Source organism: Methylobacterium sp. E-016, assembly GCF_022829745.1.
In the GTDB taxonomy this organism is placed as follows: Bacteria; Pseudomonadota; Alphaproteobacteria; order Rhizobiales; family Beijerinckiaceae; genus Methylobacterium.
The window spans coordinates 1-23,577 of record NZ_JAKSYF010000170.1 but is presented as its reverse complement, the minus strand read 5'-3'; the positions used below and the strand labels follow the sequence as shown (position 1 = coordinate 23,577).

General features: G+C 68.2%; 23 protein-coding genes and 2 pseudogenes. 17 read left to right on the top strand and 8 right to left on the bottom strand.

Annotation, left to right across the window (positions count from 1 at the left end; genetic code table 11):
• The first annotated feature begins 21 nt into the window (after positions 1-21).
• From MKK68_RS25335 to MKK68_RS25315, 5 genes are all read left to right on the top strand, one after another.
• Positions 22-903: an ABC transporter permease subunit gene (locus MKK68_RS25335; RefSeq protein ID WP_244033303.1), complete on the top strand. Its 882-nt coding sequence runs from the start codon at positions 22-24 to the stop codon at positions 901-903.
• Positions 904-914: 11 nt separating this feature from the next.
• Positions 915-1,736 carry a sn-glycerol-3-phosphate ABC transporter permease UgpE gene (gene ugpE / locus MKK68_RS25330; protein WP_243932763.1) on the top strand — a complete coding sequence of 274 codons (822 nt, stop codon included), beginning with the start codon at positions 915-917 and terminating at the stop codon, positions 1,734-1,736.
• Positions 1,736-2,851 (top strand): ABC transporter ATP-binding protein, encoded by a 1,116-nt coding sequence (locus tag MKK68_RS25325; protein WP_147726475.1) that lies wholly within the window; start codon positions 1,736-1,738, stop codon positions 2,849-2,851. Before ugpE ends, MKK68_RS25325 begins: the two co-directional genes overlap by 1 nt.
• 26 nt (positions 2,852-2,877) lie before the next feature.
• The gene (locus MKK68_RS25320; RefSeq protein WP_244033302.1) at positions 2,878-3,924 is read left to right on the top strand and encodes an alpha/beta hydrolase; all 1,047 of its coding nucleotides are present in this window, start codon (positions 2,878-2,880) and stop codon (positions 3,922-3,924) included.
• 198 nt (positions 3,925-4,122) lie between these two features.
• Positions 4,123-5,625: a short-chain fatty acid transporter gene (locus MKK68_RS25315; protein WP_244033301.1), complete on the top strand. Its 1,503-nt coding sequence runs from the start codon at positions 4,123-4,125 to the stop codon at positions 5,623-5,625.
• Between the two features lie 19 nt (positions 5,626-5,644).
• Here the strand turns inward: MKK68_RS25315 and MKK68_RS25310 are convergent, their stop codons facing one another.
• The 4 genes from MKK68_RS25310 to MKK68_RS25295 form a co-directional block, all read right to left on the bottom strand.
• On the bottom strand, positions 5,645-6,424 hold the full coding sequence (locus tag MKK68_RS25310) for a DeoR/GlpR family DNA-binding transcription regulator (protein WP_147726471.1): 780 nt from the start codon (positions 6,422-6,424) through the stop codon (positions 5,645-5,647).
• Between the two features lie 155 nt (positions 6,425-6,579).
• Positions 6,580-7,587 carry a 4-hydroxythreonine-4-phosphate dehydrogenase PdxA gene (gene pdxA, locus MKK68_RS25305; RefSeq protein ID WP_244033300.1) on the bottom strand — a complete coding sequence of 336 codons (1,008 nt, stop codon included), beginning with the start codon at positions 7,585-7,587 and terminating at the stop codon, positions 6,580-6,582.
• Positions 7,584-8,870, bottom strand: coding sequence for a four-carbon acid sugar kinase family protein (locus tag MKK68_RS25300; RefSeq protein ID WP_244033299.1), 1,287 nt, complete (start codon positions 8,868-8,870; stop codon positions 7,584-7,586). The genes pdxA and MKK68_RS25300 overlap by 4 nt, the downstream gene beginning before the upstream one ends.
• A gap of 1 nt (position 8,871) precedes the next feature.
• On the bottom strand, positions 8,872-9,912 hold the full coding sequence (locus MKK68_RS25295) for a 2-keto-3-deoxygluconate permease (protein ID WP_279605504.1): 1,041 nt from the start codon (positions 9,910-9,912) through the stop codon (positions 8,872-8,874).
• A 593-nt stretch (positions 9,913-10,505) separates the two neighbouring features.
• On the opposite strand from MKK68_RS25295, the gene MKK68_RS25290 reads away from it, so the two are divergent.
• A complete protein-coding gene (locus MKK68_RS25290) occupies positions 10,506-10,697 on the top strand; it encodes a ComEA family DNA-binding protein (protein WP_147725578.1) in 192 nt (63 codons plus the stop codon).
• A gap of 132 nt (positions 10,698-10,829) precedes the next feature.
• Here MKK68_RS25290 and MKK68_RS25285 read toward each other — a convergent pair whose 3' ends face one another.
• Together MKK68_RS25285 and MKK68_RS25280 are read right to left on the bottom strand one after the other, a co-directional pair.
• Positions 10,830-12,107, bottom strand: coding sequence for a cation:proton antiporter (locus MKK68_RS25285; protein WP_147725579.1), 1,278 nt, complete (start codon positions 12,105-12,107; stop codon positions 10,830-10,832).
• A gap of 366 nt (positions 12,108-12,473) precedes the next feature.
• Positions 12,474-12,944: a regulator gene (locus MKK68_RS25280; RefSeq protein ID WP_147725580.1), complete on the bottom strand. Its 471-nt coding sequence runs from the start codon at positions 12,942-12,944 to the stop codon at positions 12,474-12,476.
• 437 nt (positions 12,945-13,381) lie between these two features.
• Between MKK68_RS25280 and MKK68_RS25275 the strand changes: the two genes are divergently transcribed.
• The 5 genes and pseudogenes from MKK68_RS25275 to MKK68_RS25255 all read left to right on the top strand — a co-directional run.
• Entirely contained in the window at positions 13,382-13,756 is a 375-nt protein-coding gene (locus MKK68_RS25275; RefSeq protein ID WP_147725581.1) for a response regulator, read from the top strand.
• Positions 13,757-13,941: 185 nt separating this feature from the next.
• Complete coding sequence (locus MKK68_RS25270; protein WP_244033298.1) at positions 13,942-14,307, top strand: hypothetical protein; 366 nt, start codon at positions 13,942-13,944, stop codon at positions 14,305-14,307.
• A gap of 128 nt (positions 14,308-14,435) precedes the next feature.
• Positions 14,436-14,831 (top strand): DUF4149 domain-containing protein, encoded by a 396-nt coding sequence (locus tag MKK68_RS25265; RefSeq protein ID WP_243937918.1) that lies wholly within the window; start codon positions 14,436-14,438, stop codon positions 14,829-14,831.
• Positions 14,832-14,999: 168 nt separating this feature from the next.
• Complete coding sequence (locus tag MKK68_RS25260; protein WP_244033297.1) at positions 15,000-15,635, top strand: NAD(P)-dependent oxidoreductase; 636 nt, start codon at positions 15,000-15,002, stop codon at positions 15,633-15,635.
• Positions 15,636-15,910: 275 nt separating this feature from the next.
• Positions 15,911-16,195: pseudogene (locus tag MKK68_RS25255) on the top strand (helix-turn-helix domain-containing protein); the annotation flags it as partial.
• 125 nt (positions 16,196-16,320) lie between these two features.
• On the opposite strand, the gene MKK68_RS25250 reads toward MKK68_RS25255, so the two are convergent.
• Positions 16,321-17,130, bottom strand: coding sequence for a GntR family transcriptional regulator (locus tag MKK68_RS25250; protein WP_243946009.1), 810 nt, complete (start codon positions 17,128-17,130; stop codon positions 16,321-16,323).
• 53 nt (positions 17,131-17,183) lie between these two features.
• Here MKK68_RS25250 and MKK68_RS25245 point away from each other — a divergent pair, with 53 nt between their 5' ends.
• Positions 17,184-18,152 (top strand): PfkB family carbohydrate kinase, encoded by a 969-nt coding sequence (locus MKK68_RS25245; RefSeq protein ID WP_147725586.1) that lies wholly within the window; start codon positions 17,184-17,186, stop codon positions 18,150-18,152.
• Here the strand turns inward: MKK68_RS25245 and MKK68_RS25240 are convergent.
• The gene (locus MKK68_RS25240; RefSeq protein WP_187276053.1) at positions 18,115-19,206 is read right to left on the bottom strand and encodes a helix-turn-helix transcriptional regulator; all 1,092 of its coding nucleotides are present in this window, start codon (positions 19,204-19,206) and stop codon (positions 18,115-18,117) included. The genes MKK68_RS25245 and MKK68_RS25240 overlap by 38 nt on opposite strands.
• Positions 19,207-19,542: 336 nt before the next feature.
• On the opposite strand from MKK68_RS25240, the gene MKK68_RS25235 reads away from it, so the two are divergent.
• The 5 genes and pseudogenes from MKK68_RS25235 to MKK68_RS25215 all read left to right on the top strand — a co-directional run.
• Positions 19,543-19,746, top strand: a complete 204-nt coding sequence (locus MKK68_RS25235) for a hypothetical protein (protein WP_147725588.1) — start codon at positions 19,543-19,545, stop codon at positions 19,744-19,746.
• Between the two features lie 16 nt (positions 19,747-19,762).
• Positions 19,763-20,539 carry a LysE family transporter gene (locus tag MKK68_RS25230; protein ID WP_187276054.1) on the top strand — a complete coding sequence of 259 codons (777 nt, stop codon included), beginning with the start codon at positions 19,763-19,765 and terminating at the stop codon, positions 20,537-20,539.
• Positions 20,540-20,564: 25 nt separating this feature from the next.
• Positions 20,565-21,101 (top strand): hypothetical protein, encoded by a 537-nt coding sequence (locus MKK68_RS25225; RefSeq protein WP_187276055.1) that lies wholly within the window; start codon positions 20,565-20,567, stop codon positions 21,099-21,101.
• 166 nt (positions 21,102-21,267) lie between these two features.
• Entirely contained in the window at positions 21,268-22,455 is a 1,188-nt protein-coding gene (locus MKK68_RS25220) for a cupin domain-containing protein (RefSeq protein ID WP_187276056.1), read from the top strand.
• 19 nt (positions 22,456-22,474) lie between these two features.
• Positions 22,475-23,577, top strand: a pseudogene (locus MKK68_RS25215) (transposase); the annotation flags it as partial.

Sequence of the window (23,577 nt, the reverse complement as noted above, 5' to 3'; positions counted from 1 at the left end):
CCGGCGGAAGGCACGCGTGAGATGGAACGACGGACGCTGTTCCCGGGCCGGGTGCTCCCGGCGCTGCTGATCCTGCCGCAACTGGTGCTGACCGGCGTCTTCTTCCTGTGGCCGGCCATCCAGGCGATCAAATCGAGCCTGGAGCGCGAGGACGCCTTCGGCACCAGCACGGAATTCGTCGGTCTCGACAACTTCGTCGACCTGTTCGGCGATCCACTCTACCTCGCCGCGATCGGGCGGACGCTGGTGTTCTGCGCCTGCGTGACCGGGATCGCGATGGGCGTGGCGCTCGGGCTCGCGGTCCTGGCCGATACCGAGATTCGGGGGCGCGCCTTCTACCGCACGATGCTGATCTGGCCCTACGCGGTGGCGCCGGCCATGGCGGCCGTGCTGTGGATGCTGATGTTCCACCCGCAGATCGGTCTCGTCGGGGCGTGGCTGAACCGGATCGGGATCGCCTGGGACTACAAGCTCGACGGCACGCAGGCCAAAGGGCTCGTAATCCTGGCCGCCGCGTGGAAGCAGGTCAGCTACAACTTCATCTTCTTCCTGGCGGGCCTCCAGGCCATCCCGAAGACGATCATCGAGGCGGCCCGCATCGACGGCGCCCGCGGCGTCCGCCGGTTCCGCACCATCGTCCTGCCGCTGCTGATGCCGACGGTCTACTTCCTGCTCGTGGTCGACCTCGTCTACGCGGCCTTCGACACCTTCGCGACCGTCTACGCGGTGAACGGCGGAGGGCCGGGCCAGTCGACCCAGACGCTCGTCCTCAAGGTGTACCTCGACGGCGTCGTCAACGCGAACGTCGGCTCGTCCTCCGCGCAATCCGTGGTGCTGATGGCCGGCGTCATCGTCCTCTGCGCCCTGCAGTTCCGGTTCCTCGGGCGAAAGGCCGCCGCCTGATGCGCCGGAGGATGCCCCCTCTGATCCCGCATGCCGTGCTGATCCTGGCGATCCTGCTCTTCGCCCTGCCGATCTGGATCGCCGTCGCGGGCTCGACCCAGGATTCGGCCGCGATCGCCCGTGGCGAGGTCTCGCTCGTCCCGCGCCTCTCCGGCCTCGGCGTCTACCGCGACGTGCTGGTGAACGGCTCGGCGGGGGCCGGGCCGGTCTGGCGCTCGCTGCTCGTCTCGGCCGCGATGGCGCTGGCGATCGCGTTCGGAAAGATCGCCCTGTCGCTGCCCTCGGCCTATGCGGTCACCTTCTTCCGCTTTCCCTTCCGCATGACCGCCTTCTGGCTGATCTTTCTGACGCTGATGCTGCCGGTCGAGGTGCGGCTGATCCCGACCTTCCAGGTCATGGCCTCCCTCGACCTCATCAACAGCTTCACGGGGCTGACGATCCCCCTCGTCGCCTCCGCCACGGCGACGCTGCTGTTCCGGCAGACGTTCCTCGCGGTTCCGGACGAGCTCGTGGAGGCGGCGCGCATGGACGGGGCCGGGCCCCTGCGCTTCCTGCGGGACATCCTGATCCCGGTCTCGGGCGCCAACATCGCGGCCTTGTTCGTCATCCTGTTCGTCTACGGGTGGAACCAGTACCTGTGGCCGCTCCTGGTCGCGACCGATCCGAAGCTCGACACGGTGGTCATCAGCATCGTCAAGATGGTCGGCGTCGACACCGCCACCGAATGGAACAAGGTCATGGCGACGGCGGTGCTGGCGCTGGTCCCGCCGGTCGCGGTGGTACTCCTCATGCAGCGCTGGTTCGTGAAGGGCCTGACGGAGGGCGACAAGTGATGGCGGGCCTGAAACTCGACGGCCTGCGCAAGCGCTTCGGCAACAACGAGATCCTGAAGGGCGTCGACCTCGCCCTGGCGGACGGCGAGATGCTGGTCATCGTCGGCGCGTCGGGCTGCGGGAAATCCACCCTCCTGCGCATCGTGGCGGGGCTCGAGACGCCGTCCGCCGGGCGCGTCCTGATTGACGGGCGCGACGTCACCGGCCTCGACCCGTCGGCGCGCGACATCGCCATGGTGTTCCAGAACTACGCCCTGTACCCGCACATGAGCGTGTTCGAGAACATGGCCTACGCGCTGAAGATCCGCGGCCTTCCCCGCTCCGAGATCCGGGCTAAGGTCGATGCCGCCTCGGCCCTCCTGGGCCTGGAGGCGCTGCTCGAGCGCAAGCCGCGCCAGCTGTCCGGCGGCCAGCGCCAGCGGGTCGCCATGGGGCGCGCCATCGTCCGCGACCCGAAGCTGTTCCTGTTCGACGAGCCGCTGTCGAACCTCGACGCGAAGCTCAGGGTGCAGATGCGCGGCGAGATCCGCCGCCTCCAGCGCCGGCTGAAGGTGACGAGCCTCTACGTCACGCATGATCAGGTCGAGGCGATGACGCTCGGGGACCGGCTGCTCGTGATGCACCAGGGCGTGCCGGTGCAGCTGGCGACGCCGACGGAGGTGTTCGAGCGCCCGGCCGACACCTACGTCGCGGGCTTCATCGGCTCGCCAGCGATGAACCTGCTTCCCGGCACCCTCGGTCGCGACGGGACGTCGGTACGCGTGGCGGACGCGGACGTCGCGCTCGGGGCCTGGCGGTTCGACCGGCCCGACGGCCACCGGGTGGTGCTGGGCATCCGGCCGGAGCATGTCGTGCTCGACGCATTGGGCATGACCTGGCCGGTCGAGGTCGTGGAGCTGCTCGGGTCCGAGATGCTGGTGCATGCCGGACGCCCGGGCGGGGCGTCGCTCACGCTCAAGATCGCCAACGGCGCGCCCGTGGGCGACGCCATCCGGGTGTCGTTTCCCGCAGCCCACATCCACGTCTTCGACGAGGCGACCGGCTTGCGGATCGAGCCGGCCCTCGCATCCTCGCGCGTGAGGGAAGCCGGCTCGCGTGCGGATGCGGGGGCCTGACTGTGTTCCATCGGAGGACGCACCACATGCGCTTCGTGACCGCCATCCTCCTCGCCTGCCTCGCGGGCCCGTCCGCGGCGTGGGCGCAGGCGGCGCCGCTCCCACCGCGCGAGGTGCCGGCCAAGACGATTCCTGTACCGGGCACCGTGAGCCCGGCCCTGCAGGCGATCATCGCCCAGCCGCTGCGGACGAACTGGGACAAGCCGCCGACGACGCCGGACGGCTGGAAGCAGCTCTCGGACGGCTTCGCGACGCTTGCCGCCCCGCAGATCGGGCCGATGTCCGAGTGCCTGCGGGTGACCGTGGCGCCGACGACGATCGACGGCGTGCGGGCGTACACGATCACCCCGACCGACATCCCCGCCGCGAACCGGGAGCGGATCGCGATCCACGTCCACGGCGGCTGCTACGTCCTCAACCCCCGCGAGGCCGCCCTGCCGGAGGCCATGCTGCTGGCCGGCTTCGGCCGGATGAAAGTGATCGCGGTCGACTACCGGATGCCGCCGGAGGCGTTCTTTCCGGCGGCGCTCGACGACGGCATGACGGTCTACAAGGCCGTGCTTCGGACCACCGCCCCCGACCGGATCGCGGTCTTCGGAAGCTCGGCCGGCGGCGCGTTGACCCTCGCGATGATGCTGCGGGCCAAGGCGGAAGGCCTGCCGCTGCCCGGGGCCATCGTACCCGGCACGCCGATGTCGGACGCGACGCAACGCGGCGACTCGTTCCAGACCAACGCGAGGGTGGACAACGTGCTGGTCTCGCCGGCGGGATTCTGCGACGCGGCCACGAAATTCTACGCCGCGGGGCACGATCTCACCGATCCCCTGCTTTCGCCGATCAATGGAGACGTGCGCGGATTCCCGCCGACGATCCTGACGACGGGCACGCGCGACCTCCTCCTCTCGAACACCGTCCGGATGCACCGCAAGCTTCGGCAGGCCGGGGTCGAGGCCGCGCTCCAGGTCTTCGAGGGGCAGTCGCACGCGCAGTTCTACCGGGACGATCGCGTGCCGGAGGTGAAGGAGGCGTTCGAAGAGATCGCGTCCTTCCTCGACCGGCATCTGGCGCGCTGAACCAGGGGCCGCCACGTCGCCCGCGACAGGCCGCGGGCGACGTGGCCTGCGGGGATGCGGCGGGCCGCAAACGAACCGGCCGCCTCCACGATCGCGGCCGCCTGTCACGATCTTGATCGGGGCACGCCTTCGAGGTCGAGCGAGGGCGTGTCATCCATGCGGCTCCTGCCGCGAAGAGCCGAAGCCCAGAGGACATCCATGGCGATCGCGCCCGTTGATCCGGCCCCGTCCAAGCCCCGCCCCTCCAAGCCTGTGCCCTCCAAGCCCGTGCCGGCAACGGATCCCGGAACCGCCCCGGCGGCCGGGACGCTCGAGCGCCTCGGCATCCGATTCACCGCCTGGGCGGAGCGCTGGTTTCCGGACGCCTTCATCTTCGTCGCCATCGCGGTCGTCGTCGTCGCCCTCGGCGTCCTGGCCAACGGCGCGCCGGCGGCGTCCGTCGCCAAGAGCTTCGGGGACGGGTTCTGGAGCCTGATCCCCTTCACCATGCAGATGGCCTTCGTCACCATCGGCGGCTACGTCGTGGCGGTCTCGCCGCCGGTGCGGGCGCTGATCGAGCGCATGGCGCAGGTGCCCCGGACCGGGCGCGGGGCGGTCGGCTTCGTGGCGGGCGCGACGATGCTCTCGTCGTTCCTCAGCTGGGGCCTCAGCCTGATCTTCGGCGGCCTGCTGGTCCGGGCGCTCGCCCGGCGGACGGACCTCCGGATGGATTACCGGGCCGCGGGCGCGGCGGCCTATCTCGGGCTCGGCGCGACCTGGGCGCTCGGTCTCAGCTCCTCGGCGGCGCAGCTCCAGGCCAACCCTGCGAGCCTGACCAAGAGCCTGCTCGCGATCTCCGGCGTGATCCCGTTCAGCGAGACCATCTTCCTGTGGCAGTCGATGCTGATCGCGGCGATCCTGTTCGTCGTCTCGGTGGCGATCGCCTACGCCTCGGCGCCGCGCGGGGCGACGGCCGTCACCGCCGAGACCCTGGGCGTCGACGTGAGCCGCGAGTCGACCGACATCCCGCCGCCGCGCCAGCCCGGGGAGTGGCTGGAGCATTCGCCGCTCCTAACGATTCTCCTCGTGGTGATCGCCGGCGGCTGGATCGTGCAGGAATTCGCCCGTCAGTCGTGGATCGTCGCGATCTCGAACCTCAACACCTACAACCTGCTGTTCCTCACCCTGGGCCTGCTGCTGCACTGGCGGCCGAAGCGCTTCCTCGTGGCCGTCTCGAAGTCGGTGCCGGCGATCGCGGGCATCCTGATCCAGTATCCGCTCTACGCGGCGATCAGCGGGATGCTGACCGTGCCGAAGAACGCGGCCGGCGCCTCGGCGTCCGATGCGATCACCCATGCCTTCGTCAACCTCAACACCGCCGGCACCTTCCCGCTGACGATGGGCGTCTACTCGGCGATCCTCGGCTTCTTCGTGCCCTCGGGCGGCGGTAAGTGGCTGCTCGAGGCGCCTTACGTGCTCCAGGCGGCCAACGAGCTGAAGGTCCACCTCGGCTGGGCGGTGATGATCTACAACGCCGCCGAGGCGCTGCCGAACCTGATCAACCCGTTCTGGATGCTGCCGCTGGTCGGCATCATCGGCCTGAAGGCCCGGGACATCGTCGGCTTCAGCTTCCTCCAGCTCATCGTGCACCTGCCGCTGGTGCTGTTCCTGCTCTGGGCCCTGGCCTTCACGTTGACCTACCATCCGCCCGTCATGCCGTGAGGGCGAGGCGGCGGGAGGGTCAGATCTTGCGCGATGCGCCTTGGCCGACGAGGACGGCGGCGCCGGCATCCGCGAGACGCCGCATCTGATCCTTCGGCGCGTCCGAATTCGTGACCAGCGTCCAGCGTTGCGGGAGAGCCGCCCAGGCGTTCTGCTCGGCCCGGCCGAGCTTGCTCGCGTCGGCGAGCACGATCACCCCGTTCGCCTGGCGCATCATCAGGGATTTGAGCGCCACCTGATCGAGGCTCGCCTCGCAGAGGCCGCGCCCCGCCACCACCCCGTCGGCGCTGAGGACGACGTGATCCGCGGTCATGAGGCGAAGCGCCTCGACGGCGAGGGGGCCGACCGTGCTCATGCTGGTGGCCCGCAAGGCGCCTCCCAGGACCACGAGCTCGATCCCCGGCGCCTCGGCGAGGGCGGGGAGCAGGGCGAGGTTGTTGGTGACGATGCGCAGGCGGCGCTTGGCGAGGAGCTGCCCGAATGCGGCGACCGTGGAGCCGGCATCGAGGATCAGCGTGTCGCCGTCCTCGACCAGCGTGATCGCCTTGCGGGCGATGGCGAGCTTCTCGGGCCCGTTCACGGCCATCCGCTCGGCCAAGGTCGTCTCGACCGGGTGGCCGGCGAGGATCGCGCCGCCGTAGGTCCGGCGGACGGCCCGGGTGGCGGAGAGGACCTGGAGATCGCGCCGGACCGTGGAGGCGGAGACGTCCAGGCGGGCGGCGACGTCGTCGACGTCGATCTCGCCGAGCTTCAGCGCCTCCAGCAGCAGCGCCTGACGCGCCTTGCTCCGCATCGACATGAGGACGACGACCCTACCGAGATGATCCGGTGCGCCCGATCCGACCCGGACGATCCCTTCGGGACGGCGGATCCGGGCGCGGCACGGGCTCGCCCGATCCGCCCTCCGCTCCGATCGAGGGGAGGGCGCATCATGCCGGAGGTCGGGCCGGCTGGCTATGCGGAAGCCGGTGCCGCCTTCGGCGCGAGGTCGACCGCCTGTCGTAGGGCCTCCATCAGGCTGCGCTCGTCGGCGACGCCCTTGCCGGCGATGTCGAAGGCGGTCCCGTGGTCGACCGAGGTGCGGATCACGGGAAGGCCCACGGTGATGTTCACGCCGGCCTCGAGACCGAGCACCTTGATCGGGCCGTGACCCTGATCGTGGTACATCGCGACGACCATGTCGTAATCGCCGCGTCCGGCGAGGAAGAACAGCGTGTCGGCCGGCAGCGGGCCGCGCACGTCCCACCCCCGGGCCCGACAGGCCTCGACCGCCGGCGTGATCTTCTCCGCCTCCTCGCCGTGGCCGAACAGGCCGTTCTCGCCCGCGTGCGGGTTGATCGCGCAGACGCCGATCTTCGGGTTCGCGATGCCGGCCTTCACCAGCACCGCATGCCCCCGCGCGATTACGCGCTCGACCAAGCCGGGCTCGATCTTCGCGATCGCGTCGACGAGGCCGATATGGGTCGTGACGTGGATCACCCGGAGCTTGGGCGAGACCAGCATCATCGAGACCTCCGGCGTGCCGGTCAGGTGGGCCAGCATCTCGGTATGACCGGGGAACTTGTGGCCGGCGGCATGAAGCGCCTCCTTGGACAGGGGCGCGGTGCAGATCCCGCCGGCCTCGCCCGCCTGCACCAGCTTGACGGCCTTGGCGATGAAGCGGTAGGCCGCCTCGCCGCCGACCGGCGACACCTGCCCGAACGGCAGGTCGGCGGGGACGACCTTGAGGTCGATGCATTGCACCGCCCCCGTGTCGAAGTCGGCCTCGCCGACATCGGCCAGGGCATCGACCGGTACCCGCGATCCGACGATCTCGCCCGCCTGCCGCAGGCGCCCGGCATCGCCGACGACCAGCGGACGGCACAGGGCCTGGACCTCGGCATGGGCAAGCGCCTTCATGATGATCTCGGGGCCGATGCCGGCCGGGTCACCCATGGTGATGGCGATGGTCGGACGTGTCATGAGAAGCTTCCTTCGATGCGGACCGCACGCAAGCGCTCGCGGATGCGGATGAGGCTGTCGGCGTCGCCGAAGGCGCCCGCCTTCGTCGCGACGGGGATGGCGAGGCGGCCGAGCGTGAGGCCGAGGGACACGCCGGGCTCGATCTCGTCGACGAGTCGAATCCCGTCGACGCCGAAGCGCGAGAGGAGGGCGGAGGCGGTCTCGCCCCCGGTGGCCGCGAACGCGCCGATCGCGGCGCCCAACGGCGCGAGCGCGTCGGCGAGGGCATGCAGGAGGCGAGGGCCGAGGGCCATGTCGGGAACGCCCGCCATCGCGATCTCGACCAGGACGTCGTGCCCGGCGGCGATCGCGATCGCGACGCGTGCGACCGCAGCGGCCAACTCGCCCGGATCGCCGAGAAGGGTCTCGGACGAAACGGGCAGGTGGACGACGCCGTCGAGCGCCGCGAGCTTGCGGGTGGCCGCCCGGGAGGTCGTCGCAAGCGATCCCACCACGATCAAGCTGCCGCCCCGGCGCGACGCGATCCGCAAGGGCGCAAGCGCCGGTCTCGCCTCGACCGCTGCGAGGGCGTGGGCGAGGCCGGCGCTGCCGACGAAGAACGGCGCCAGCCCGCCCGACGGGCCCGCGGCGGCGATGCGCAGGCCCTCGGCGGCGATGCGATCGAGATCCGCCTGGGTCTCGGCATCGCAGACGGCGACGACGTCGCCCGTGGCGGCGACCTGCCCGAGCGCCGACGCGAAGCCCGGGCCGCGCACCGTGACCAGCGGCACGGCCATCGTCCGGATCCCGGCCGTGCCCAGCACGAAAGCTAGGTCGGCGTTGGCGTAGCTGTGGTCCCGTGCCCAGACCTCGGCCTCCTCGAGGGGGCGCCCGTCGACCTGGACGCGCCCGCCGACGGTCGTCCGCCCGGTGGCCGGAAAGGCCGGGGCGCAGATCCCGAACACGGTTCCGGCGAAGCCGGCCTCGGCGCGGCCCTTCAGGTGACGGAGCGCGGCGGCGGTCTCTGCGGCGGGCTGGCCGCGCAGGGTCGAGTCGATCTTCTTGAACAGGATCCGGTCCGGATCGTGGAGGCGCCTCAGGCATTGGGCGTGCCGCTGCGCGGCAGCCGCGGCGGAGAGGCCCCGGCTGTCGGCATCGTAGGACAGCACCGGGAGATCCGCCGACCCGCATCCCGTCGCGGTTCCCCACGTCACTGCCGCCGCTCGGCCGCGACGACCGAAGGCGATGGCGCAATCGGCGGCGCCGGTCAGGTCGTCGGCGAGGATGAGCCAGCGCTCGGCCATGTCAGCGCCCGGCGACGACGCGGTCCGGCTCGGCCGTGCGGCCGGCAGGCGCGCTCCCCGTGACCTCCGCGACTTCGCCTTCGGCCCCCACGGGATCGCCGAACCGCCGCGCGGCCCAGGCGGTCGCCACGGGGACGAGGATGGCCGTGACGACGACGCAGGCGGCCACCAGGATCGTCGCCGGACCTGCGGCGTCGGCATAGGCCGGGTTGGCCGAGGCCACGATCGCGGGCACCGCCGCGGCGTTGCCGGCCGTCGAGGCGGCGGCGATCCCCGCGACCCCGGTCCCGCCGGTGAGCCGGTCCGCGAAGAAGAGCGGGATGCCCGTCACGACCACCACGGCGACGCCCATGGCGACGCCGAGGAGGCCCGCCTGCCAGACCTTGGTGAGGTCAAGCCCCGCACCGAGCGCGAAGGCGAAGAACGGGATCATCACCGGGATGGCGCGGCCGAGGAAGGCGCGCATCTCGCGGTCGAGGTTGCCGATGATCATGCCGACGAGGAGCGGCAGGATGGCGCCGACCAGCGTCTGCCAGGGAAAGGCCGAGAGTCCCGCGACCCCGAGCGTGACCATGGTGAGGAACGGCCCGCTCTCCAGCGACATGACCGTGTAGGCGCCCATGTCGCGCGGGCGGCCGTACTGGCCCATCAGCGCCATGTAGAGGCCGCCGTTCGTGTCGTTCATCGCGGCGACCACGGCCAGGGTGGACAGGCCCGCGAACATGCCGGCGGCGACCGGCGCCTCGCCCAGGACGCGTCCGAAGACCAGGCCCAGAAGCACGGCGATGCCGACCTTCACGAGCAGCAGGGTGCCGCCCTTCCTGGCGATGTACGGCGTCGCGCGGAAATCGATGCTCGCCCCCATGCACACGTAGAAGACGGCCAGGATCGTCAGCGCCCCGGAGAACAGGGCGCCCGTGAACGAGCCGAAAAGCTTCGGCGTGCCGGGGAAGAAGGTGGCGATGAGCGCCCCGGCGAGCAACGGAACCACCATCATGCCGCCGGGCACGGCTTCGATCGCCCGCTTGATCGGGATCTGCATCTCGGGCTCCTCCCTGCGCATTTTGCGCAGATTTTTTCATTCTTGCGCCGATCAAACCCACAACGATGTCATGCGGCGCATTCATTCTGCACTGTTTACGCAGTTTGTCTACAAAGTCGTTCAAACCGCGCGATCCTAAACGTTCGACCAGCACGACAGATGCCGCATGGGGCGCCGTGTCGATCCTAGACAGGTGACGCGCACGCGGCGCGAAGACGTTGCGTGGGGCGAGGCGGTTGTGACTGGTCCAAGGGCCACGCGCGATGCGGTGCTCGGCCGATCGCGGCCTCTCCGACCCGTCGCCCGGACAAGCCTTTCAAGGCCGTCGGTCAGGTCCCCGCCTGCTGGCGCCGGTATCCGCCCGGCGTCGTGCCGACCCGGCGGACGAACGCACGCCGATGTGGCCATGGACATCTCCCGTCCCGGCGCGAGCAGCCAGCCCGCGGAGCATGGGGACGTGATGCAGATCCTGCCGGTGGTTTCGGCCGATTCGAACGGCCTCTCTCGACCTCGGGATCGGGACCGGTGCGTCACCCGAGCCTGAAACCCATGGCTCCCCTTCCGGCTTTCCCAATTCCACAGAAAGGCGTGAGATGATCGACCTGAACACCGCGACCGCCGAGGAACTCGACACCGTAGCGGCGTTGAGGGGCCACGGCTTCGAGATCGTGCGGTACCGCGAGGAGCGTGGCCGTTTCACCAGTCTGCGGCAGCTCGACGAGGTGCCAGGTCTCAGTGGCAAGACGGGCGGCGTCGAGCGCGACGTCGATGTCGGCAAGACCTAGAGCATTCTCGAGCGAGGTGGAGCGCGGCTCGCGGGAAGAAAATGCGATTCCACAACAAGATAGAGAATTTTCCGTGATCCAGGGATCACGCAAAATGCTCTGGCGTCCGGAACCTTCTCTGGTACCCGCGTCTCAGGGGTGGGACAGGGTCAGGTCGAGCTGCGCGCTTTCCGTATCCCGTCCCATCCGCCGATCCAGCGCTCGCAGGACCGGCGTGACCGAGACCCCATGCATGAGGATGGAGATCAGCACGGTCAGGCTGGCCGTGGCCCAGAGAAGGTCCGCCTGTGCGAACGTCGCGTGGCCCATGGCGAAGGACAGGTAGTAGACCGTCCCGAGGCCGCGGATGCCGAAGAAGCTGACCACCGCACGATCCTCGCGGGATCGACCGCTACCGAGAAGACCGAGCCAGCACGCGAGGGGGCGAACGACCAGTATCGCGATCAAGGCGAAGGCGGCCGCTGTCCATGTGAGGGCCTGGAGCAGCCCTCCGGCGGCCAGCATGGCTCCGAAGCCCACGAGAAGCACCATCATCAGCAGGCGCTCGAGCTCCTCGGCATAGCTGTGCATCTTGCGGTGATAGTCATGCCCGTGGCTGGAGGCGCGCAGGGCCAGGGCCGCCGCGAAGACGCCCACGAAGCCGTAACCGTCGACGGCCTGGACGCAGCCATAGGCGATGCAGGTCACCCCGAGGGCGACGAAACCGTCGCCGGTCCGGGACAGCTTCGAGACGTTGGGCAGATGGAAGGTCAACCATCCCAAGGCCCGCCCGATCAGCGCGCCGAGGACGGCGCCGACGAGGATCTTCCAGAGGACGTCGACCGCGAACCAGTGTGACCAGGGTACGCCGGCAAAGCCACTCGTCCCCGCAAGGGCGATGGCGAGGTTCACGAAGGGGAAGGCGAGCCCGTCGTTGAGGCCGGCCTCGGAGGTCAGGGCGAAGCGGGGCTCGTCCTCGTTGTCCTCGGCAGGCTCTCCGACTTGGACGTCGGAAGCGAGCACCGGGTCGGTGGGTGCCAGCGCCGAGGCGAGAAGCAGGGCTCCCGCGGCGCCCAACCCGAGCAGGGCCGACCCAAGGAGGGTCAGGGCCAGGATGGTGAGCGGCATGCCGATGCCGAGCAGACGCCAAGTCATCGACCAGCGCTTCCAGCCGATGAAACGGTCGATCTTCAGACCAGCTCCCATCAGCGATATGACGACCACCGCCTCGGTCGCGTGCTCGACGAGCGTGGGGTGCGTGCCGGGATGCGGGGTGAGCTCGCCGATGGCAGGGACGAGCGACAGGGCGGCACCGATGCCGACGCAGCAGATCGGCAAGGACAGGGGCAGGACCCGAAGCACCATCGGCAGCCATGCCGTCAGAAGCACCAGGACACCGAACCCGGCGACGACGAGGACATAGGTTTCCATCTCAGGGCGAACCGTCCCAGGTGCGGTCACGTTCCCGACACCGGCCCCTCTGCGACCCTGGCGACCTGCGGGGCCACCACAAGACTATCGTCGACTTCCGACCGTCGTCTGCGGGGAGCGGTTCGAATTCGCGAGAGAGCGGGCCTCCAAGCCCATCTGCAAGGCGAGCGGCACAGACCGAGCGTCGCCGACAAGGACAAGCTGACGGCAGGGCAGAAGGCCGAACGTCGCAGCCGCGCGGTGGCGGAACCACGCCCTCGCTACGACGCTCCAGCCCCGCGCAGTTGCGGTTGAGCCATCGGTTTTTCGCGGTTTGGAACGCTGCCTCGCCGGGAATGCAGCTCGCTTTCCCGGCGCTCGCTGGGGTCATGCTGCTCGCGCGGCGACCTTTGCGAAGGTGCCGGTCGCGATCTGCTCTTGGAGCTGCGCCTTGAAGTCCGCGATGCCGAGGACCTGAACGGGATTGCCCGCATCGTCGAGAAACTCGTAGAGCGCATCCTCGATATTGCGGTTGCTGAAGAAGACGATCGCATCCTCGTCGCCGCCACCCTCCATGTGGGGGTCGGCGTTCGCGACGCCCGAGACGTAGCTGCCCGTCGGACGGGTCTCCTTCAGGGTTCCGTCCTCGCGATAGAACCTCAACTCACCTTGCATCACCAGCGTCACGTACGAGCTCTTGTGCCGGTGCAGCATCACCCGCTGGTTGGCGGCGAACTTGAACACGACGTCGACGATGCGGTTCTCCTCGTCGACCTTGTAGACGAAGAAGGCGATGTACGGCAGCCAGTCCAGGGTCCGCCAGGTAATGTTGGTTTCGTCGAACGTATGCTTGGACATTTTGTTTCCTTCCGTTCCCCCATCCCGCCGCACTCGGCGGACGCGCTGTTTTCAGCTGCTTCGGATGGTTCGACTTAGACGCAACGTCCTCCGCGATGAATCGATACGCGGCTTTTTCGCCGATCCGTCATGCGTCCGACGTCACCGGGCGATCACGTCCGTCCCTGACATGGGCCTCCGGTCAGCGCCTCTCGTTCCGCCTCGGGACTGCCATGGCCTCGATGAAGTTGCGGATTTCCGTCTGGCGCTTGTCGCCCTCCGTGACTTGGTCGTCCGGGCCGAGGCGCCAGGCGCGGTCCCGGGACATAACCCGCCAAGGTCGTCCCCGCTCCGGTCGCGCTTTCCCCGATCTCTTCAGGGCGAGGCCGGCATGCGCGACGCTTCAGCCCAGGGATGCCTCGACTGCAACAAACGTAAGGATGGCTCGTTGATCGCCCATGTCCGCGAAGCGCCCCTTGGATGCCTCGGTGATCCTCGTGGTCGAGGACGACGATCGCGTTCGCCTATGCGCCGCCGAGATGCTTGAGGACGCAGGCCTGACGGTGATCGAGGCTGGCAACGCCGATGAGGCTTGGGAAATCCTCGAACGGCGCTCGGATGTCGGGGTGCTGTTCACCGACATCGACATGCCCGGCTCGATGTGCGGCAAGACGTTGGCGGAGCGCGTCTACGCCTCGTGGCCGGATATCCGACTGGTCCTGACCTCCGGGCGACAACGCTTGGCGGATGAGGAGGTCCCCGATCACGGCCACTTCGTGTCCAAGCCCTACAGCACGCGGGATGTCGTGGAGGCCGTCGCGGACGCCAAGTAGGGCGCCCTCAACGTCAAGGTCGGTGCCAAGCCCCTCGTCGACAAGGCCATGGGCAAAGGCGTGATGCAAGCAAGGGCGGCGCGACCTGGAACAGGGTCCGCTGTCCGGGGAGGTCCACGGCAACTCGGGCCTTTCTACCAGTGGGTGCAAGCAAAAAACACGGTTGCCGACGCGGACCATCGCCGTTGTGCTCGTTCACCAAGCCCTTCGAGGCGATGCGAACAAGTAGCCGGCGACTATTCCAGGACCACCTTGATGGGGGGAAATCCAAGATGCCGGTTCGCGCTTTCATGATTTTGATGCTGGGATCGATCGCGACGCCAGCCTTGGCCTTGCAACCGCAGGACACCCTGCGGGACTGGAGTGCCGCAACGGGTGCGGACCGTGATCGTCTGCTGCAGCAGCTGGAGAAATCCAGCGCAATAGCTGCTCCGCGCAAGGATGTGCTGTCCTGCCTCAACGACGCCGCGAGCATGAATGCGCATGCCGACTTGGCGATCGGCGATGTGTTCAGGGCCTGTGCCAAGCAGGCATCGGAAGACTCGATCTGAGTGCCGACCATCCCCTGACCTCGCGCGTGAAGCGGAGAGGCGTTTCAGGACGCAGGGGACGGCTATCAGCCGAGCGAAACAGATGCCGCCCACGAGGGCGATCTGAAAGCCATTGAGGTTTGGAACCGATGCTCACGCAAGCGGCTATTCTCGTGACGGCCCTCCTGTTCGGCGGGATGGTCCTGTACTCGTTCGGTTTCGCTTCGTTTCTGTTCAGCGCGCTGCCCGCCGACGCGGCAGGCCCACTGCTGCGCCGCGCCTTCCCGCATTTCTACATCTTCGTCATGGTGTGCGCCCTCGGTGGCGCGGCGCTGACAGCCACCACCGATAGGGCATCGGCACTCATACTGGGACTGATCGCCGTCACGGCGCTCCTCGCGCGCCAGATACTCATGCCGGCCATCAATGGCGCGACCGACATGGGTAATCGCGCTCGCTTCGGCATCCTTCATACCGGATCGGTCCTGGTGACCCTGGCTCACATCGTTGGGTCCTCCGCAGTAATCCTGAGACTTTCCGCCTAGCCGCGTCCGATCAGGGGCATACCTGCAATGCCCGGGGGCATGCCAACGAGATCTCGGGCTTTCAGGACAGCTCGATCACCGAACCGTAGAGAGGCTGGTCAAGCGACCGCATGGCGCGTCCGCGGTTGATTGGATCTCGTCGCGCATTCAACCAACCGGGAAACGACCATGGCCCACGTCCTCGTCATCGGCGCCAGCAAAGGTATCGGCCTGGAGACCGTGAAAGCGTCGCTCGCGGCCGGACATCGCGTCCGGGCTTTCGCGCGTTCGGCCACGACCATGACCCTGTCCGGTACGGGTCTGGAGCGTTTCACGGGTGACGCGCTGAAGGCTGGAGATGTCGCCGCCGCTGTCGACGGCGTTGACGTCGTCGTCCAGGCGCTCGGGGTGCCGGTCAAGGATCTGCTCGGCCCGGTGACGCTGTTCTCGGACGCGACCAACATGCTGGTACTGGCTATGGAGAAAGCCGGGGTCAAGCTCCTTGTCGCCGTCACCGGCTTCGGCACGGGCGATAGCAGAGACTCCATCGGCCTGCTCCAGCGCGTCCCGTTCCGCCTCGTCTTCGGTCGCGCCTACGACGACAAGGATGCGCAGGAGATGCGCATCCGCAAGAGCGACCTCGACTGGACGTTCGTTCGGCCAGGGGTTCTCACGCCCGGATCGGCGACCGGCCGCTACAAGGTTCTCACCGAGCCCTCAAAGTGGCGGAACGGCCTGATCGCGCGGGCCGACGTCGCCCACTTCATCGTCGGGCAGGTCGACCAGCCGACCTACGTGCGAAAGGCCGTCGTCCTGATCGGCTGATCGACCACGGCCGGACTCAGGCATCCAAAAATTCCGTGACCCGTATCGGATGCCGTGACGCGGCATGCGTTACCCTCGGAGCGGCGCGGCTCCCGCCCGAGGCCTAGGTCGACTCGTCATGTTCGCCTCCGTCTACGTCCTCTTGCCGGTCTCGGACCTCGCGCCCGCCGAGGCCATCCGCGCCTCGCTGGCGCCCTTCCAACGCGGCGGCAAGGCCTTGGCAATCCGGACCTCAGCCTGGCGACAGTGGCACACAGGCCCAGCGCGTCTCCAGCCGCCAAGTCCAGCCGATGTTCCAGGCGGAGGGCCAGACCTTGTCGGGCTTCGTCCTCGACCGACGCCTCAACCGCGCCATGCAGCGCCTCATCGAGGCCGAGGATACCCGCCCAGTGAGTGCGATCACCTTCGATGTCGCTTTCGGAGAGCTGTCCTATGTCAATCGGACCTTCCGCAAGCGCTTCGCCCTGACTCCGTCCCAGGTCCGCCGACTGGGCAGAACCACCGGCGGAGTAGCTTCGGGGCCGGCCGGAGCCGGCGAGTCACTGCGCGCTGATCGGTAAAGCAGGCACGGACCTTCGAGCCAAAGCCGTAAGCATCGAAGCTCCTATCCATCCAACCCAAGCAGATGGGTTCATCCATTCGAAGCAGTCTACGCGAGGAGGGATCAGACGTCGGATCTCAATCGCTACGCGCTCAGATTCAGCCGGTAGCGATAGGCATCGCCCCGGAACAAGCCCTCGACGTACTCGATCATGACCGAGTCCTGGTTGTAGCTGTGGCGCTTGATCAGCAGGCACGGGAGGGGCCGTTCGAAGGCGAAGATCTCGCATTCGTCCGCCGTCGGCATGGTCGCCTCCACCGTCTGCTCGCAGCGCACGAGGCGGCCGCCCGGATGCTCGCCCAGGAACGCGTAGACCGAGCCGGAAAGGTCGCCGGTCTCGAGGGCGGGCACAGCGCGGATGTTGTACCAGGCGACCTCGCGCGACATCGGCACGCCGTCGCCCGACCGGACGCGCGTCAGGCGCAGGAACGGGGCCGTCGAGGGGAGGCCGAAGATCGAGGCGATCGAGCGGTCCTCGGTGACCGTCCGCTCCAGGATGCGCGAGGACGGGATCTTCCCCAGCTCCCGCATCTCCTCCGTGAAGCCCTTGAGCCGGTCCATGCCCGGGCGCACGGGCTCGGGGGGACGGCGCACGAGGAAGCCGGAGCGCCCGCGCGGCACGAGAAACTCGTCGTCGCTGAGCTCGGCATAGGCGCGCTGGACCGTGACGCGGCTGACCCCGAGGCTGTCGGCGAGCTGGCGCTCGGCCGGCAGGATGACGCCCGGCGGCAGCGAGCCCGAGAGGATCAGCTCGCGCAGCTGGCCCTCGATCTGCCGGTAGAGCGGCATCGCGGTGTCGCCGCGCAGGCGCAACAGAGACAGCACCGAGGGACGCTCGCCGCTCGCGATGTCCCGGTCGACCTCCCCCTGCATCGTCCGATTTTTGGGGCGCACGTCCGATCGACCTCCGGTACAGAGGCTTATATCGGATCGGCTCGGAGCGCTCCATGCGTGTCTTTGTCATCGGAAGCTTCGTGATCGCCTGCTCGGTCAAGGTCGCGCGGCTGCCGCAGGCGGGCGAGTCCCTCGACGGCTCGGCCTTCGTGGCCGAGCCCGGTGGCAAGGGCTTCAACCTCGCGTTCGCCGCGCACCGGCTCGGCGTCACGGTTGACGGGCTGTTTGCCGTGGGCACGGACGTGTTCTCCCCGGTGGTCCGCGCGACCTTCGCGCAGGTCGGGTTCTCCGAGGCCATGCTGGTGCCGCATGCCGGCTCGACGGGCGCCGGCGTCGCCTTCGTCGATGCAGCCGGCGAGAACTGCCTGGCGGTCTCCCTCGGCGCCAACCTCGCCCTCGCTGCGGAGGATGTCCGAGCCGCGGCCGCCCGCGTCGGGCAGGCGGACCTCGTGGCGGCGACGTTCGAATCGCCGGACGCCCCCATCCGCGAGGCCTTCGCCCTGGCTCGGACGCGGGGTCTTCCCACCCTGCTTAATCCCTCGCCGGTGCGTGCCCTCGACCCGGCGATCCTGGCCGACACTGCGATCCTCGTCGTCAATGCGGTGGAGGCGGCCGATCTGGGCCTCGGCGCTCCCGACGCCATTGCTGCGGCCCGGGCCGCAACGCCGGCCATCGCCGCCCTGCTGGACGGCGGCCTCGAGCTCCTGGTGGTGACCCTGGGGCAGTGCGGCGCGATCGCGTTCCGCCGCGGAGTGCCGCCCCTGCGCCAGCCGGCCTTCGCCGTGACGGCGGTCGATACGGTCGGGGCGGGGGACGCCTTCGCGGCCGGGCTGATGGCGGGCCTGCTCGCACAACAGCCCCTCGACGCGACCCTGCGGCAGGCCGCGGCCTGCGGCGCGCTCACGACCTGCCGGTTCGGGGCCTTCGACGCCTTTCCGACCGCGCAGGCGTTGGCCGCCTTCCTGGACGAAGCCGGACCTCGCCTCACGCCGCATCCAGGCACGGCGCCGTCTGCCCGCTGAACAACGAGAGCGAGGCGACGATGCTCAGCAGCTCCGCCTGCCGCTTGGTCCCGGTCTTGTTGAAGATCGAGGTGAGCTGGGTGCGGACAGTGCTTGTCTGGACGCCGACGCTCTCGGCGTAGCTCTGCAGGCGCGAGCCCCCGGCCAGCGCCTGGAGCAGGCGCGCTTCCGCCGGGGTGAGGTCGAACAGCAGGTTCAGGAGGCCGTCGTCCGGAACGGCCCACGCGCCGACGTGCACGAGGACGAGCAGCACCGCCGAGGCACCGAAGACGTCGCCGGGGTGCCGGTCCAGGCGCATGACGTGAGCGATCTGAGGGCGGTGGTCGGAATAGCCGCGCACCGGCATGCTCTGCGTCGCATGCCGGCCGCCGACGACGTTGCCGATCGCATCCTGCAGCAGCTTGCTGTTGATCAGGCTCTTGAACAGCAGGCCGCCGTGCTGGCCCGGGGGCAAGACCTCCTCCCGCTCCTGCATGCGGGCATTCATGGTCAGCACCCGCCCCGAGGCCGACAGGACCGCCGCGGGAAGCCCGATCTGGTTGAGCGTCATGGTGGCGACGCGGGTGCGCTCGCAGCCGAACTGGGCGCCGAGCTGGCACGCACGCGCGAGATGGGGCCGCAGGGCGTCGAGCCGAGGCAGGATGGCGGCCTCATGGGGGCCGGTCCGGGCCCGGCGTTCGGCGGTGATGATCGCGACGTCGCCGGTCGCCAGGGGAATCGTCGTCCCCACCTGCCAGAACGGCGCGTCGACCTCGCAGGGCCGCCCGTCATGGGAGCCCGGCACGAGGTCGACGTCGCGCATGAAGCCCGCATGAGCCAGGGTGCGCCACTGCGCCGTGCGCCCGCTGCCGCGCCAGGAAGCCGTGGTCGTGTGATGACGCAGGCGCTGCTCCAAAGTCGGTGAGGCGATCCATCGGGGCATTCCGACGGGGGGCAGCACCATGAGCACGGCGCCATCCGAGTTCGCCGTATCGCCAAGAGATTGAAGGACCTCCGGCCAGAGCTCGGGAGTGCCTGCAGCCTCGTAGATCCGGTCGATGAGAGCTTCCCGCATCAGCACGCCCCACGGTGATCCCGCTGATCGCGATAAGACCAATATCAGTCCAAAATCGACGGCGGTATCCCTCAAACGGATGATGCCGGCGGCGCGGGACGGCGACGCGAGCCGGCTTCCGGCAGGTTCGCCGGTGCGTCGCCCCGCCGGGGGCGGCGACGACGCGGCGTCCAGCGTCGTGGGCGAAGCCGTGCAAAGGCCTGACGTGGCGGAGCTTTCCTGTTCGGCCGAGACGTCCGCGGCGGGCCTGCGGCGGCGCAGGCGGTGCCATCCGCCAGACGGAGGATGCTCGGGGTTCAACCATCCCTAGATTGTCGGCTCGCGGAAGGATCAGCCATGAGAACAATCGTCGCCAGCCTCATCGTCGTCTTGTCCTGCACCGGGATCCGGGCCGACGAGTTGAACGACATGCCGGACATCGCCTGCGCCCAAGCATCCTCGGCCCTGGAGCGCGCGCAAATCGGGTGCCCGGACGCCGACAATGCCGCGCCCGAGCCCCGGGCGGTGGCCTCGCCCCTCGACCGCCGGGAAGACGACTGAACGCAGTGCCGCCGCCATGGGCGTCATCGCCACGGCCCTGCTCGCCGGCGCGAGCCTTGGGCTGACTATCGCCGCGCCGATCGGGCCGACGAGCTTGCTTTGCGTCCAGCGCACGCTGGCAGGGGGCCTGCCGACGGGCGTCGCCACCGGGCTCGGCGTCGCCACCGTGCATCTGACATACGGGGGGCTGATGGTGCGCTGGAGCGCGGACTTGGCGGCGGCGTTCTCGAACGGGGCCGTGCTCTCCCTGGTCTCGGGGACGGTGCTGCTCGGCCTCGCAATCCGGGTGCTTCGCAGCGTTTCGGTCCTGCACGTGAGCGGCGAGCGCCGCCACACCCTCGCCGCGAGCTACGGCAGCGCGGTCGTGCTGGCCCTGGCGAATCCCATCACCCCCGTGCTGTTCCTGGCCGCCATGCCGGCCCTCCTCGCGCGCGCGGCCGCGCCGCTTCCGGCGCTGGCGGTCGGCGTCTTCCTGGGCTCGTTCAGCTGGTGGGTCGTGCTCAACACCGCCGTGTCCCTGTTCCGGCGCTGTGTCACCAATCATGTTCTCGGCCGGATGAACAAGGCCGCCGGCCTCCTCCTCGCCGTCCTCGCGTTGAGCCTGCTGGCTCGGGGGTTGGACGGCCGCTGGGTGGGCCTTTTGGACGGTCCGCCCAGGGACGGAACACGATCGGCCGGCCCTCCGATCGGTGCCGAGGGGCCGCGCGGAACCGACCGGGCGACAGCGACACCCTCGCCACCCGTCACGACATCCTCCGCCCGCTCTATGGCCGGGTCGTGGAACGCACCCTAGGTCGGCGTCCCCGTTACGATTCGGAATGATGGACATGCAATTTCAATATTGTCACAATATTGCATTGATATTGTCCGCAGGCTTGTTGCTGTCTTCGGCTCCCGTCGCTTCACGGGAGGAGATGTTCATCGAAACCGTCGAAGGCTGGGACATCAATAAGACACTTCGAAACAACGATCCGCTTCCCTGTCAAATGACCCATTCCTATCGCGACATGACGGACGGGGGAGCTCAAAATTCGGTCGGGATTACGAGATCGGACGGGCAAATCGTATTCATGCTGTCTTATGAAAGATGGAATTGGTCCGAGGGTGAAAGTCTTAAATCAGATCTGATCACCGGAAACGAAACGATCAGCCCCGTCCCAACCTGGATCGGCAAGGGGACGATCCTGTACTGTCGTATACTCGACAGGGAAGTCCGCAAGCTGTCGCTGAGCCGGACGGTTTTCGTGCGGTTTCCCGAGGGAGATGCTGATTTCGACGTTTCGGGTATCGAGGTCGCACTTGCGGCGATGGACCGCTGCAATCGATCCAATACAAAAAACGGGATGGCGAGATAGTAATTCTGTCATTCAATTTGCATTATTATTCCCGAACAGTGATCAATATTTGAGTTGAGGTACTCATAAATCAAGACAATCACTTGCGCGAATAAGCCAATCATATAGATCGAATGCTTGAAATACCGTGATTCTCCTCTCCTGGTTGTCGAAGGGATTCTTGGCGATGGTGGACGGCACGCGTCGGGCGATCCTCGGCGGCATCACTCTGGCGGCCGGTGCGCTCTCAGTGCGGACTTCGTCGGCCGCCGAAGCAGACGGACATGCGGCCGGGTACGATGTGGCCCCTGCTTCAAAATTCGCATCGACGATCCCACGCAAGGTGGGCGATGCCGTCAGTTTCACGACCTCGCTCGACAAAGGCTTGCTCAAAGCGACATCGGGCGGCTGGGCGCGAGACGTGACAGCGAGAATACTTCCTATCGCAACGGACATCGCCGGAGCACATCTTTATCTCAACGCTGGCGGCGTCCGCGAGATGCATTGGCACACGTCGGATGAATGGGCGTATATCCTTGCCGGTCGCTGCCAAGTGACCGTGGTGGACCCGAGCGGGGAGATGGAGGTCGCGAATTATGGGCCGGGCGACCTGTGGTATTTCCCAAAAGGTCACAGCCACGCCATTCAGACCCTGGGGGCTGAACCCTGCCACGCCATTCTCGCCTTCAACGACGGTCTCTATGGAGAGCATGGAACCTTCGGTCTCAGCGATTGGGCGAGCCGGCTAGACCCTGCGATGATGGCGCAGGTCTTCGGGATGCCCGAGGACTCGATCGCAGGCATCCCATCCGGCGAGGTCTATATTCGTCAGGGCGCTCTGATGCCTCTCGACGGGCCGCAATCCCGGGCCACCAAGGTGCTCAGCCGATCCCGCACGCACCGATACCCGATGCTGGCAGCCGGTCCCCAGACGAGCTCGGACGGCGGATCGCTGGCGATTGCCTCTGCCGAAGAATATCCAATGTCCGCGGGCATGACGGGTATGTTGTTGAGGCTCCAGCCCGGCGCTCTGCACGAGCCGCACTGGCATCCAAACGCAAATGAATGGCATTACGTTTCTCGCGGACGGACGCGCGTGACGCTCTTTGCCCCGGACAAGCGGCTCTCTGTCGCCGAACTTTCCGCCGGAGATTGTGCTTACTTGCCACGCGGGTGTGGTCACACGGTGCAGAATATCGGCAAGGAGGAATGCGAAGTCGTAGGCGTGCTCGACAGCGGGTCCTATCAGGAAACGTCGCTGTCGGACTGGGTGCAACGTGTCCCGGCACATCTTCTGGCCAATAATCTCGGCCTTCCCGACGAGGCGTTCGCGAAACTCCCGCGCAAGAAATCTGTCATCATAGCAGCAGCTTAGAGTGTCTGGAGGGTAACTGGTGCAGATCACCGGGCGGTGGCGTTTTGCGGTTTGGCTCGGGCGTGATTCAACATGCGGCATGGCGCTGCCGGATCCCGATGGTTTGGATGCCCTTTCGCTGAGCGAGCTTCGCGGGCTTGTCGTGGGCCTGATCGGTCAGGTCCGGGCTTTGACGGATGAGAACCGGGCGTTGCGCGACGAGGTCGCGCGCCTGAAGGGCTTGCCACCACGGCCGCCGACGCGTCCGACCCCGTCCGGAATGGAGGCGGCGAGCGAGCGGGCGCAGACCGATCCGGGCAAACGGCGGCGGCGCGGACCTGTGCGGGATCGATGTGTGGTGACGCGCGAGGTCGTGCTGAAGGCCGCGGTTCCGGAAGGCTCGCGCTTCAAGGGCTACGAGGATCTCGTCGTGCGCGACCTGGTTCTGGAGGCGGTGGTGATCCGCTACCGGCGCGAGCGCTGGTGCACGCCGTCGGGAGCAAGCGTGGTGGCCCCGCTGCCGCCGGGGCTCGCGGGCGGGTTCGGGCCGCATCTGCGCCGTTTCCTGCTGGCCGCCCACGTCCAGGGTCAGGTCACCAGCGAGCGCCTGACGGCGATGCTGTCGGGGCTCGGGCTGACGATTTCGAAGCGACAGGTGGTCCGTCTCCTGTGCGGCCCGCTCGATCGCTTCGTCGCCGAGGACCGGGCTGTCCTGCGCGCGGGCCTGGAGAGCGCGGCCTGGATCAGCGTCGACGACACCTCCGCTCGGCATGCGCGGACCGACGGCGTGACCACGCAGATCGGCGATGCGCGCTTCACCGCCTTCCGCACCGGCACCGCGAAGTCCCGCCTGAACTTCCTCGCGCTGCTACGAGCGGGACACGAGGACTACGTCGTCGACGATACGGCGCTCGCGTACATGCGCACCCGCGCGCTCGCCGGCCCCTTCCTGGCGGCGCTCGCTGCTCATCCAGTCAAGGTCTTCGCCGATGCCGCCGCCTGGAAAGCGCATCTGACCGCCCTGGGCTTCGATGCGCGGGCCGTCACCCCCGATCCGATGCGGATCGCCACCGAGGGCGCACTCTGGGGCGCGATCCGGCATCACGGGCTATTGCCCGATACGGTGATCGTCTCCGACGGGGC

Bases quoted from the DNA above. Each gene is read 5' to 3' on its own strand.
- MKK68_RS25335 (WP_244033303.1), top strand. From the start codon at position 22: ATGGAACGACGGACGCTGTTCCCGGGCCGGGTGCTCCCGGCGCTGCTG.
- ugpE (WP_243932763.1), top strand. From the start codon at position 915: ATGCCCCCTCTGATCCCGCATGCCGTGCTGATCCTGGCGATCCTGCTC.
- MKK68_RS25325 (WP_147726475.1), top strand. From the start codon at position 1,736: ATGGCGGGCCTGAAACTCGACGGCCTGCGCAAGCGCTTCGGCAACAAC.
- MKK68_RS25320 (WP_244033302.1), top strand. From the start codon at position 2,878: ATGCGCTTCGTGACCGCCATCCTCCTCGCCTGCCTCGCGGGCCCGTCC.
- MKK68_RS25315 (WP_244033301.1), top strand. From the start codon at position 4,123: ATGGCGATCGCGCCCGTTGATCCGGCCCCGTCCAAGCCCCGCCCCTCC.
- MKK68_RS25310 (WP_147726471.1), bottom strand. From the start codon at position 6,424: ATGTCGATGCGGAGCAAGGCGCGTCAGGCGCTGCTGCTGGAGGCGCTG.
- pdxA (WP_244033300.1), bottom strand. From the start codon at position 7,587: ATGACACGTCCGACCATCGCCATCACCATGGGTGACCCGGCCGGCATC.
- MKK68_RS25300 (WP_244033299.1), bottom strand. From the start codon at position 8,870: ATGGCCGAGCGCTGGCTCATCCTCGCCGACGACCTGACCGGCGCCGCC.
- MKK68_RS25295 (WP_279605504.1), bottom strand. From the start codon at position 9,912: ATGCAGATCCCGATCAAGCGGGCGATCGAAGCCGTGCCCGGCGGCATG.
- MKK68_RS25290 (WP_147725578.1), top strand. From the start codon at position 10,506: ATGATCGACCTGAACACCGCGACCGCCGAGGAACTCGACACCGTAGCG.
- MKK68_RS25285 (WP_147725579.1), bottom strand. From the start codon at position 12,107: ATGGAAACCTATGTCCTCGTCGTCGCCGGGTTCGGTGTCCTGGTGCTT.
- MKK68_RS25280 (WP_147725580.1), bottom strand. From the start codon at position 12,944: ATGTCCAAGCATACGTTCGACGAAACCAACATTACCTGGCGGACCCTG.
- MKK68_RS25275 (WP_147725581.1), top strand. From the start codon at position 13,382: ATGTCCGCGAAGCGCCCCTTGGATGCCTCGGTGATCCTCGTGGTCGAG.
- MKK68_RS25265 (WP_243937918.1), top strand. From the start codon at position 14,436: ATGCTCACGCAAGCGGCTATTCTCGTGACGGCCCTCCTGTTCGGCGGG.
- MKK68_RS25260 (WP_244033297.1), top strand. From the start codon at position 15,000: ATGGCCCACGTCCTCGTCATCGGCGCCAGCAAAGGTATCGGCCTGGAG.
- MKK68_RS25245 (WP_147725586.1), top strand. From the start codon at position 17,184: ATGCGTGTCTTTGTCATCGGAAGCTTCGTGATCGCCTGCTCGGTCAAG.
- MKK68_RS25240 (WP_187276053.1), bottom strand. From the start codon at position 19,206: ATGCGGGAAGCTCTCATCGACCGGATCTACGAGGCTGCAGGCACTCCC.
- MKK68_RS25235 (WP_147725588.1), top strand. From the start codon at position 19,543: ATGAGAACAATCGTCGCCAGCCTCATCGTCGTCTTGTCCTGCACCGGG.
- MKK68_RS25230 (WP_187276054.1), top strand. From the start codon at position 19,763: ATGGGCGTCATCGCCACGGCCCTGCTCGCCGGCGCGAGCCTTGGGCTG.
- MKK68_RS25225 (WP_187276055.1), top strand. From the start codon at position 20,565: ATGATGGACATGCAATTTCAATATTGTCACAATATTGCATTGATATTG.
- MKK68_RS25220 (WP_187276056.1), top strand. From the start codon at position 21,268: ATGGTGGACGGCACGCGTCGGGCGATCCTCGGCGGCATCACTCTGGCG.